The following is a 12,272-nucleotide window of genomic DNA, read 5'->3' as shown; positions in this document are numbered from 1 at the left end:
AACGCGTCACGGCTTCCTTTTAGCCTTTAATCCCTGTCAATGTGATGCCTTCAATAAAATAACGCTGCCCTATAAAAAATATCACGACGATCGGAGCCAAAATCGTGCTGGAAGCCGCCATCAGGTAAGGCCAGTTGGTATTGTTCAATCCCCGGAAAGTCGCCAGCCCCAGCGCGAGCGTAAAATGCTTTTCGTCACTTAAGTAAATAATCGGGCCCAAAAAATCGTTCCACACATCAATAAATGTAAATATTCCGATCACGATCAATGCAGGCGAAGATAAAGGAATAATGACGCGCCATAGTACAGTCAGAGGCGTACCTCCGTCCATATAAGCCGCTTCGTCCAGATCGCGTGGAATCGTCAGCATGAATTGTCGCATCAAGAAGATGTTAAATGCCCCTCCACCGAACCATGCAGGAACAATGAGTGGCAAAAATGTATTCAGCCCGCCCAGCTCACGCCACATGACGAAAGTGGGAATCAACGTCACCGCGTAAGGCAACATCATCGACCCGATTAGCAGGGAAAAAATCAGATTACGTCCAGGCCAGCGCAGGCGGGCAAAGGTAAACGCCGACACAATCGAGGTCAACATCACTCCTGCCAGCACACACACCTCAATCATGAACGTATTCATAAAATACCTGCCGAACGGTACTGAAGTCAGCGCTTCCGGGTAATTGCTCCATTGAAAAGGAGAGGGTATCCACTCTGGCGGGAACACGAAAATTTGCGATGTCCCCATCAGAGAGCTACGAATGAGCCATACAAATGGCAACAGCATTAACGCACTGCCTATCATTAAAACGATATACAGTACAACACGGCTGATTGAGAATGGTTTGGAACGGGTGGGGGTAGCAGGACTACGGGAGCGTTCAGGCTGTGGAAGCGGATGATGTGGTGTTTCTGAAGAATTGACAGAAGAAGTGACCTGATTCATGAACGTTCCCCTCCTTCATAGTGAACCCACTTTTTGGACGTGGAGAAAATCAGGACGGTAAGCACCATGATGACGAAAAATAAGATCCAAGCCAGAGCTGAGGCGTAGCCGATTTTAGTCTCCGTAAAGGCCGTACGCCACAAGTAGAACACATAGAACAACGTTGAATTGTTAGGTCCCCCGTTGGTCATAACATACGCCTGATTGAAGGCCTGAAAGGTGCTGATTAAAGACATGACCAGATTGAAGAAAATGGTTGGTGTCATCGAAGGAATGGTAATGTGAAAAAATTTATGCCACCTATTGCCGCCGTCTACCTCAGCTGCTTCATACAGATGAGTGGGAACCGACTGAAGTCCCGCCAAAAAGATAATGACCGTGTTCCCGATCCCCCAGGTGCTCATCATGATCAGCGAGGGTATTGCAGTGTTCTCGTCATAAATCCATTTGCTCCCCGGCAGTCCAACGCCCTCCAGCAGCGAATTTAACAGACCAAAATCCGGGTTGAACATCCACAGCCACAACATCGTGTTAGCAATACTCGGTACAATAGTAGGTAGATAATAAATCGTACGAAACACCGACAACCCCCTCACCTTTTGATTTAATAACAGCGCAATGATAAAAGCCGCCGCCAAGCCGAGAGGTACGCTGCCCAGTGCATAATATGTGGTCACGAACATGGATTGGGAAAAGGTAGCATCCTCGGTCAAAATGGTTCGGTAATTATCCAATCCTATAAAGGTCATCTGTCCACCAATCGTCCAATTGGTTAAGCTGAATACGAACGAGGCCACGATCGGTCCAATTGTAAAAATCATTAATCCGAGGATGGCAGGAAGCGCGAATAGCAGACCCCAGTTTCGCTCCATGCGCATCATTCCTGATTTTGGTCGCTTCATGGGCTGTTCTCCTTTCGCAGCTGTCCCGCCGCATTATTCATCCGGGTATACGCCTTGAAGCAATGGCTGAATGATAGGTTCCAGTTCATCCAGCGCCTGCTGCGGCGTCTTCTTGTTCGTCCAGATCAGATCCAGCCCCGGGGTCAGCTTGGAACCGATATCAGGCCAGTTGCGAAGGGTCGAAGTTGACGGCTTGATCGCATAATCTCTGGCATACTCAATGCCAGCCTTTTGAAATTCCGGTGGATGTGCGGCATTGTTGGTCCATGACTGGATAGCCTGCTCATCGGTATAGTATTTTTCCTCGATAGGCATCCAAAGACCGGACTTGAACAGATCCACCTTTTCGGGATTGTTATGGTACAAATAAAATTCGAGCGCTTCCTTCGGGTGCTTGGTGCTCTGGAAAATGACCGTGGCTCCCGCAACAATCATCGTTTTGGGCTCTTTTAGCTTCGGCAGAACGCCGATACTCCATTGCAGCTGCTTGTTGTTCGAAAAATCAAGCAGGGACCAGGTTCCGTCCACCACCATCGCGACCTTCCTCGTCTGAAGACGAATCGTATTAGACGGCATGTCCTGCTGCTGGATCAAATCAGGAGAAACATGCTCCTTGAACACCAGATCCTGCAGCTTCTGAAAAACCTCCACCGACTCAGGACTGTTCAGGGTGTACTTCTTGCCCGTTTTGTCAGTCAAACCTCCGCCGTTGCTCGCCAAAAGCGGTCCCCAGGAGCTGCGGTCATTGCCGAAGGCAAAGCCGTACTGCACAATATTTTTCGGATCAAATCCACTGTCTCCCGGATGCTTGCCGCTCTGATCCTTGGTCAGCTTTTTGGCAATTTCCAGGAATTCATCCCATGTCCACGCTTTTTCTGGATCAGCCGGAGGGACGGGTACCCCTGCTTCTGTAAACAACTCCTTGTTGTAAAATAACTGCATCACTTCCAATGCGGTGTAATTGCCGATAGACTTGCCGGGTTCGCTATAGAGATAGGAGGATTTGAGCTTGTTTTTTAATTCGGGATATTCGTCATAATAAGAGGATAAATCCAGAAGTCTGCCTTCACTCGCCCATTTCATCGTGAGCGAATCACCCAGGTAGGCGATATCAGGAAGCTGATTGGCAGCCATTAACGTATTAATTTTCGTCGTGTAGTCACCAGGGACATGCTCGCCCTTCATCCGGATGTTCGGGTGGGATGCATTAAAGCTTTGAATCATTTTTTCCATCGCCTGCTTCTCGTCATTGCTTCCCCAGTACATGAACTTGAGTTCGACCGCATTGGGATTTGCCGGTTCGCCAGCGTTACCACTGCAAGCCGTCAGCCCTGTCAACATCACCGTCATCACGAGAGCCATCCATGTCCGTAACCTTCGTTTCAGCAAATCAACCGGCCCCTTCCTGAACTGGTTTCTCCTTACAAGCCTATTATGCGCCGAGAGCCCAGAGCCGACCACCCAACGACTCCAGACTCTCTTTGTTTTGGTATGATTTTTTTAACAGCGCGTTTACAAAAATGTTTTACGAAACTCCGTCGGGGTCAGTCCGGTATGCTTTTTAAAGGCAATGCTAAAATAGTTCGTATCTGTGAATCCAACAACCTCCGCTACCTCTGCTACCTTGCGATTCGGGTCCAGCAACAGTTCTCGGGCTCGCTCAAAGCGAACACGCGTCTGGTAGTCTGCGAAGCTTTCACCTGTAACCTGCTTGAAACGAGCGCTCAAATACTTGGGGCTCATATTCATGTACTCTGCAAGACGGTTCAGCCCGCCATCCTCCTGAAGGTGCTCGCGAATCCATTCCTTGGCGCGTTGGAATTTGCGTGGAATGCCCTTCTCACGTGATTCTCGGACATGACGACCCACCCGGACAAAATAGCGCGATACATAATCAATCATCTCGGGCCCATGCCGTAATCGGGACAGCTCCAACAACGGGTCCTGCTCCTGCATGGACGTTTGTCCTACGAATGCATCACTCTGAACGATCCGCATGACGAACAGCACGAGCTGAGTGACAATCATTTTCACCTGCTTGACAGGCAACCCTGCCAACTGTCCTGACCATTCCTGTAAAATCGCATGTACGGCAGCATCATTACCGGCTCGAATTTCCGTAATCATCAGCAGTTCCTTCTCCAGTAATTGACTGCTGTTTGGCTCGGCCGCCTGAATGCTCTCGTAGGGGATGATCTGGCTATAGCCCACCCACCCCCGATGCTCCGCCGCTTGCACGGCTTCCTCATACGCCTCGGGAAGTTGCTCCATCCGTTGTACAGGACGGCTAATCCCGATGGACACGCCCTGGCTCAATCGTTCCTGCACGGCCTGCCGAATCTGCTGTGCCGTCCGCTCCGCCGCCCTGCAAGATGCCGTCGCCAGCAGCACAACACGCCGATCGCGCGAAACCGCTGCACTGTGCGCCTTCGCCCCGGTCGCTGCCGCAGCCTCCCCAGCCAGTCCAGCGAATACATGGCTGTTTTTATGTATGGAACCGTGTGACTTGCTAGCGGCTGCTTCCTGCTGCGACGCCTCCTCCAGCTCGCAACACAGCACGGTATAAGGCGGCCCACTCGTCTCGCCGAAAAATCTCAGCCCGTCCATCTCCCGAATGACCTCGGCTGCAGGACGCCGCTGCTGGAGCAAATCCAGCAGTAGATGCTCCCTGTACAATGGCTCCAATGAACGATGGCGGTGAATCGCTTCCTCCTCGCTTCTTCGCCATTGCGCAATACGATCCTCAGCCCGGCTCAATGCCGCTTCGAAATCCTCGCTGGTCACCGGCTTGAGCAAATAATCGACCGCTTGAAGCGAGACTGCCTGACGAATATACGTCATAGATTCGTACCCTGTCAGGAATAATAACGGGGTCTGCTGATCCTTGTCCCGAATGGTTTTTGCTACGTCCAGTCCACTCATATCCGGTAAATTAATATCCAGTAAAACCATGTCCGGTCGCTGCTCCGTATACAAACGTAATGCCGTTGCGCCGTCCCCCGCCACATCACTGACTTCCACTGATAGGCCACTTTCCGCCACCATCAGCTTCAGTCCTTCCCGAATATGATATTCGTCGTCCACAATCAGCAGCCGGTACATGCCATTCTCCCCTTTCTTATTCAGTTCGAATGGGTGCCAGTAAGGTAACCGAGGTGTACTGACCCGGCTCGCTTGTCACGGACAGTCCATATTGCGGACCATAATGCCGAAGACGTTCATGCACATTGCGCAGCCCAAAGCCAATAGCGCTCCCCCGTTCCGCTTCCAGCGACTTCCGAATATCGTCCAGATGCTCGGCTCCAATACCGTCCCCATCATCACTGACCGTCAAACGCAACATATCCCCTTCCCTTGTACCGGATAACATGATATAGCCACGGTCGGTGCGCCCTTTTAAACCGTGGTAAATAGCATTTTCGACGAGCGGCTGGAGGATTAGTTTGGGGACATAAAATCCGCAAATATCCTCCTCTACCTCGCAAATCCACTCGAACGAATTCCTAAACCTGAACTGCTGCACCTTCACATAGGCGCTTACATGCTCAACTTCCTGTCCCAAACTGATTTGCTCTCGGCCATAACTTAGTGAAATGCGAAAACATTTACCGAAGGCACCGATTACTTCTGCCATATCCCGTTGCCCATTCGCCAATGCCATTCCCTTCAGTGACTCCAGCGTGTTGTACAAAAAATGCGGATTAATCTGCGCCTGAAGCGCGCGGAACTCAGCCTGCTTACGCGACAGCAACGCTTCGTAGACCTGATCGTACAGTTCATGATTTTTTTGCATCATATGAAGAAAACGCTCCCCGATCTGCCCTACCTCATCCTTAGGATTAAAAACAACGGAAGTAGGAGCTTCGAAAGCTTGGGCTGAGCCTGTAGCACTCACACTCCCATCGACCGCCATTAATCGGCTCAATTGAAGCAAGGGACGACGAATCGTGTCACTCAGCCGATAAGACAGCATCCAGCCCAGCATCAGTGCAACCAGAAAAGTCCAGATGGTCCAGGCACCAATTTTTCGCGCATCCTCGAACAGCACGGACTGATCGACTTTCTGCAGCAGCGTCCATTGTCCTTCATTTAACGGGCCGTAAGAGATCATCGTTTGGCGACCGTTCCATGTTCTCCAGTCCTTCGTAAGCACTGGCCTATCCACAGCCGATTTAGCAATCTGTCGCAATAGCGCTTGATCCGCAACGCTTTGCTCCGGCAATCGGTATACAGGCTCGCCCTCCTGATCCAGCACCCACATCTGGGTATTGCCGTCTGTCTCATGAAAAGCAAGCCCCCGAAACAGACTGGCCTTGTCAATTTCCAGCAGCAAAAATCCGAGGGGTGCGTAATCTCCAGTCGTTTTTCGAAGTAGCTTCCCCACATAGATGCGATCCCTCGCCATCCCGCGTCCTGATTCAAACGGCGAATGAGCCATCCACATCATAGGCCGCTCGGCGAGCAGGCGGCGATAGTACACATGTGCTTCCTCTAATGTAGGAAGGCCGCCAAAACGGACCGAAACATTCCCCTGATAGAGAGAATGCTTGAGCCCGCCATTGGCGGCATATATGAGAGAGGACGTGATATACGGCTTGGTCTGGGTTTGCGTACGGACAACCATACTGAGTGTTTCATCGTTCCGTAAATATTCATAATCATCTTCCGGCTTGGTCTCCAGCATAGACTGCACGTCAGGATTGCTGAGAATGGCATTGGTCAGGTCATTCAAATCGGAAAGCGTCGCATTGACGTAATTTTCACTCATTTGCCGAGACTGCATAGCTAATGCTTCTGATTTCTCACCGATGGAATGGGCCGCGATCTGGTAAAAGGTAAAGGTCAATACCACCATCGGAATGACGGTGAGTACCAGCGTCAGTACAATAAATTTCCCACGGATTGTAGGAATCCCGGCGAACTTTTGACGACCCCGGCCTCCCATTCATCTGTCTCCCTTACACATAGGGTGGGAGCCATTCCCCGTGCGCTGCGATCAGGTCATCACACAGAGAAACGATATCATCTATGGACAGCTCTGCGGACGTGTGCGGGTCCAACATAGCAGCATGATAAATGTGCTCCTTTTTCCCGGTGATTGCAGCTTCAATCGTTAACAGCTGGGTATTAATATTCGTCCGGTTCAGTGCAGCACATTGGGGTGGCAAATCCCCGACAAAGGTTGGCGTAACCCCGTTACGATTCACCAGACAAGGTACCTCTACACAGGCTTCCTTCGGCAGATTGGTAATTAAGCCTGTGTTCATCACATTGCCACCAATGGCAAAAGGCTGATTCGTTTCGATCGCCTCAAATATATAAGAGGCATACTCGTTTGACCGTTCATGACGCAAATCCTGATCGCCCAAAAGCTCCTCACGCATCGTTTCCCATCGTGCAATCTGGTTCACACAGCGGCGCGGGTATTCATCCAAAGGAATATTGAAGCGCTCGATCAGCTCAGGGTATGCCCGTTTGATAAAATACGGATGATATTCCGCATTATGCTCGGACGATTCTGTAATGTAATAGCCGAATTTTAGCATCATTTCAAAGCGTACCATATCATGATGCTTTTCCTGCTGTTTAGCGGCGGCTCGTTTTTTAATCTCAGGATATAAATCTACACCATCCTTGCTCACTTCGAGCAGCCACGCCATATGATTGATGCCTGCGATTTTTGCCTTTACACCTTCCTGCTCCAGCCCAAGGCTTTTGAACAGCTCCGGTATACACGCCTGCACGCTATGACACAGCCCTACCGTACGGACACCGCCATAAACGTTCATTACATTCGTCAGCACTGCCATCGGATTGGTGTAGTTGAGAAACCAAGCATCCGGGCACACCTCACGCACGTCTGCCGCAAAATCGAGCATTACCGGAATCGTGCGTAAATTGCGGAAAATGCCACCAATGCCGACCGTATCGGCAATCGTTTGGCGCAGACCGTATTTTTTTGGAATTTCAAAATCCGTAATTGTACACGGATCATAGCCGCCCACCTGGATGGCATTTACCACATAAGTCGCTCCACGCAGTGCTTCCTTGCGGTCAGTGTAGGAGCGGATCACACAGGTGCTCCCTGTTGTTTTTTTCAAATTGGATAAAATATTTTCTGAATCTTTCAGCCTTACGGGGTCAATATCGAACAACGCTAGTTCAAAGCCCTGCAAAGCAGGCGTCAACATACAATCGCCAAGCACATTTTTAGCAAATACCGTACTGCCTGCACCCAGAAATGTAATCTTGCTCATACTTTATCCCCCATTCACATTTTGTTCGCAGCTTTGCACTCCAAATGCAAGGATACCCACCGCCACTCTCCCCTTTATAGGAGGAAAGTGACGATGGGAAAAATTAGTCATGACTATGCGTTGTTGCCGCCCATTCAGAATACCCCCGCTGATTTAGCGGAGCTGACAGGTCGAGGCGGTAAGGCAGATGTTACCGAGGATGTCGTAGTTGGTGGGGTTACTAAAGTCTTCGGGCTAACCGGAGTTACCGCTGGAGCCGCAACCCCTGCCTCAATCACGGTTACCTTCGCAATTGCCTTCAATTCTGTTCCCTCTACTTTGCCCTTCAATTCAAACGAACCTGGAGCAGCATATTGTGCAGGGGCTATATCCTCCCATTCCACAGCCACCCATTTAGTGGAGCCTTCTCCATACGTAGCTTCCACGACGCTTGGCAGTTCGGGTTTTTCACCGACATGAGTCGTTACATTTACTTCTTTTAACGCGGTGATTTTCTCAGTTGCCGCCAGATTCTGTGCTGTACCGGAGGCCAGACCTGCCACCTCGGTTGCATTCAAAGCACGGCTGTAGATACGGAATTCATCCACCAGACCATTGAAATATGGATCAGGGTACTGAGATTTGCCGATAAAATTATTTTTGGTCTGACCCAGACTGATAGGATTTAAGGTCAAGTTGGTATTGCGTCCCACTTCTTTTCCATCCACGTACAAGATACCTGTGGAGCCCGAAAGCGTGACCGCAACATGCTTCCATACGCCTGTCGGCAGTACAGGGCCTTCAATCGTCTGCTCCTGTCCCTGCCCGTTGCCTTGGTTGGTAATGGCAAACAGCATGGTATTTCCTGCTTTAGGCGTCAAGAACATATATTCATTCGTCCCGGAGCCGAAGTCAAAAATCCGCACATAATCGCTCAGGCTGTTCGCTTTGACCCAGCCGGATACGGTCAATTGCTGTGCCCGACTGACAATACCCGCCGGAAGCTGCACATAGCTGTCCTTGCCGTTCAGGCTGACAGCATTGCCTGTTTTACCCGTAGCCCAGGCAGCCGTTCCCTTCACGGCAGCATCATTGCCGCTGTCTGATGAATCCGCAACTACAGAACCGCTTGTTTCATCAAACTTGTAAACTGCGAGCTGTTCAAGTAACGGAGCCGCCGGTTCAGCTACCACCGTTACTTTAGCCTCCGCTGACAACTGAGAATCGCTGGCTGTCAGCTTGAACACATACGTTCCCGGCTCGGAAACGTCCACCTTTGTGCGCAGTGATGTTTTGTTACTGAATGTGACCTTCGCGTCCTGTGGTCCTTCAACCAGACTCCACTCGTTTGTCACCTTTCCTTGCGGAAGCCCATCATCCGTAGCCGTGCCTTTCAGAATGATCTGATCCGGCAGCTTTACCTTCGAATCTTTGCCGGCATCCACGACAGGTGCTTTGTTCGGATCAGGTGTGGTCGATGTCAGCTCTACCATGTAGGAGGATGCTGTACCAATCTCCAATTTAAGCTTGTTGGAAGGCGCATACGCATTAAACTTCCCTTGTGATTGACCGCCTACTTTAACCAAATACGTTCCTTTTTTCAAACCGTCAAATGTAACGTACGTGGAATGGGCTTGACCCGGCGTTTGATTTTTCAGTTGGAGCCATACGTAATCCTTGGAAGTTGCCAGCTTGGCTTCTGTATATTGGTCCTTTTCCAGCTCGATATACAGCTTTTCCGTGATCAGATTGATGCGCTTGAACAGGCCATCCAGCGGCTTGATCGTATACACGTTGCCGCTTTTGCTCACCTCTGCACCGTAGCCCGTCAATCCGAAAATAGGATCAATTGCGATATCAGCACTTAACGTTTTGAGCGCACCGAACAATCCGAGATCAGCCTCGCCGCTCATGCCGCGCCAGCCGTTAAAAAGCGGAACATTTTTACCGCCGCCAGTGCCGTTCGTGCCGTTATTGCCTTTTTCCGCTTGATACGTCCATGCGACCGCCCCGATGTTTTCAGGGTCCGAGCTGATTTGCCCGGAGTTAATCGCTCCGACATTGGCAATTTTAGCTGCATAGGACAACCGTTGTTGTTCCTCACGGTGATTGTCCTCATGATGGCGAATCCAGTCATCCATCGCATATCCAGCAAGCGAAGTCGTGTACTGGAAGTTAAACCAGTTCTCCCCGGTAATCGTCACCGGATCGGTGTAGTAGTACCATACGGGCATGTGACCGCGTGCCGCACGGGTTTTGGCATTAATTTTACTCATCATTTCCAGGGCTTTGCTTTGCTCGCCCTCTGTATCTATATTCTGTTTGGCTAACGTATATACAGCCTCTTCCCCTGTATTGTCATAGCTATATTCAGAACCGTAAGGATACTTTGTATTTTTAAAATTGTTATATTTGCGATCCATTTTTTCCTTGAGATCATTCGCTTCATCATCATAGCCTTCATCATGAAGTGCCTGAATAATATCCGGTGTGGTCAGTTCGCCCATCAAACCTGTTTCCCAGTTGTACGCGACTGGCCCTTCATACAATGCTTTGAAAATGTTATACGCCCGCAGCAAATAGGTTTCCTTTGGATGCTTGTAAGTGACAAGATCCGGGTATTCCTTGGCAATCTTGTACATGCTGAAATACGTGTTGTATACGTGCGGATACGCATACCCTCGATAGGTCGGTGTATCGTTAGGCTCTGGCATCAAGAAATCATGAATTAAATAATCCTCATGATGTCCGTTCATCAGATTCGTCCAGATCGCCGTCTCCAAATAATCGTCTACTGCCCGCACCTCTTTGGCGACTGGAGACAGTGTGTTTTTCTCAGCTAGGAACTGCCCGTGGGTCAGACCCCAATCATCTCCCCAGCCCCAGTAGCCGTTGAAAATGTTGCGTTTGGATTTGGTATGCATCATCCAATCGTCAAATACCTTGTCGCGCAGATCACCCGGTACATTCCATTGGGTTTTGTCGACCATAAATGTAGCATGCCGTTGCAGCGCTTGATCAATCGGCTCGATGGCATAGAACTGTAACACCGTTTTGTTGCCGTTGCCGTATTCTACCGTTATGAAGTTCGGGCCCAGCTTAGTAAATTTCAGTTCATAAATGTAATGTCCTCCGGCCTTGCTATCCGTCTGCGGAATAGCGGTTCCGTCTGGATAGGTTACTTTGCTGATCGCCTGCTTGGAGCGCAGGTCCACCTTCGCCTTTTGATTCGTAGGCACGATCATACCCGGTACGACTGTTGTATCCACCAAGTTTTCTTGGTACAACGTATCTTTTACATCATGCTCGTCCTTCACCGCCAGAAACTTGAAACCATAGTTTTTGCTTTGACCAGGATTCAGGATTAGGCTTGTATTGGGCAAATACCCCCGGTTGGTGGACTTGATGACATTGGAATGAATATAAAATACATTGAGTCCTTCCAGCCATTTGCCTTCGTTAGCCGGGTTCCACGCCCATTTACTGCCCGGATGCTCCTCATCCCGCCAGTGATCCTGATACTCAAAGCCCGCACCCGTTGTGGAATCAGGAATTAGCAGCAGGGAAGAACCAATGCCGCTGGGACGACCAGCTGTGATGTAGGAGCTGTTATTGCCGACAAAGGAATGCGTCACCACTCTAGTTTCGTAGATCGCATCACCGTTGGTCCACTGCTCATTAAAAGGCAGAGGCAAACCGAAATCGCCAATCTCCAATTTTTTCCCACTTGTATTCTGCACCTGTATATTCCACAACACCGAACCATTCGACTCTGCCGAATACGTTTCGATGACTTTAAAATTGCGTATGCCTTCTGCATGAGTAGAATTCTCGTACGTGACAGTGACACGGTTCCCACTGGTTGTGATCTTACGTGCGTCTGCCGACTTGTTCGTCCATGCCTTCGTCCAGCTGCCTCCATCCAATCGGTACGTGAACATCAGCTCCCCTAGCCACTGATGATCTGCGGTATTCTGTTCAGGTGTTACCGTTGCGTTCATCACATACTCTGTCGGGAAAGCATCTCCCTTGATACGTATGGATGAAATTTCGCCATGCTCGCCTGTCTGAATCGTCAGCTTGTCATTGGATAGTTCATGGGCCTCTGCCGTATGCGTCCCAAACAACACAGACGCTGTGGTTAAAAACAAAAATGCAGCCAATATTCCCTTAAATTTCATCAACACG

At 49.9% G+C, this 12,272-nt stretch carries 7 protein-coding genes; all 7 read right to left on the bottom strand.

Going from position 1 to position 12,272, the window contains the following annotated elements:
- Positions 1-19: 19 nt before the first annotated feature.
- Positions 20-946: a carbohydrate ABC transporter permease gene (locus MHH57_RS05075; RefSeq protein WP_209950065.1), complete on the bottom strand. Its 927-nt coding sequence runs from the start codon at positions 944-946 to the stop codon at positions 20-22.
- Positions 943-1,848, bottom strand: a complete 906-nt coding sequence (locus tag MHH57_RS05070; protein ID WP_029516046.1) for a sugar ABC transporter permease — start codon at positions 1,846-1,848, stop codon at positions 943-945. Before MHH57_RS05070 ends, MHH57_RS05075 begins: the two co-directional genes overlap by 4 nt.
- A gap of 33 nt (positions 1,849-1,881) precedes the next feature.
- Entirely contained in the window at positions 1,882-3,237 is a 1,356-nt protein-coding gene (locus MHH57_RS05065; RefSeq protein WP_342434898.1) for a sugar ABC transporter substrate-binding protein, read from the bottom strand.
- A gap of 123 nt (positions 3,238-3,360) precedes the next feature.
- Positions 3,361-4,950: a response regulator gene (locus tag MHH57_RS05060; protein WP_342434897.1), complete on the bottom strand. Its 1,590-nt coding sequence runs from the start codon at positions 4,948-4,950 to the stop codon at positions 3,361-3,363.
- 16 nt (positions 4,951-4,966) lie between these two features.
- A complete protein-coding gene (locus MHH57_RS05055; protein WP_342434896.1) occupies positions 4,967-6,793 on the bottom strand; it encodes a sensor histidine kinase in 1,827 nt (608 codons plus the stop codon).
- A gap of 13 nt (positions 6,794-6,806) precedes the next feature.
- Complete coding sequence (locus MHH57_RS05050; protein ID WP_029514790.1) at positions 6,807-8,105, bottom strand: alpha-glucosidase/alpha-galactosidase; 1,299 nt, start codon at positions 8,103-8,105, stop codon at positions 6,807-6,809.
- Positions 8,106-8,239: 134 nt separating this feature from the next.
- Positions 8,240-12,265, bottom strand: coding sequence for a DUF5695 domain-containing protein (locus MHH57_RS05045; protein WP_342434895.1), 4,026 nt, complete (start codon positions 12,263-12,265; stop codon positions 8,240-8,242).
- Positions 12,266-12,272 lie beyond the last annotated feature (7 nt).

This window comes from Paenibacillus sp. FSL H7-0442 (assembly GCF_038593105.1).
Classification (GTDB): Bacteria; Bacillota; Bacilli; order Paenibacillales; family Paenibacillaceae; genus Paenibacillus; species Paenibacillus polymyxa_D.
This window is presented reverse-complemented; position numbering and strand designations above follow the sequence as displayed.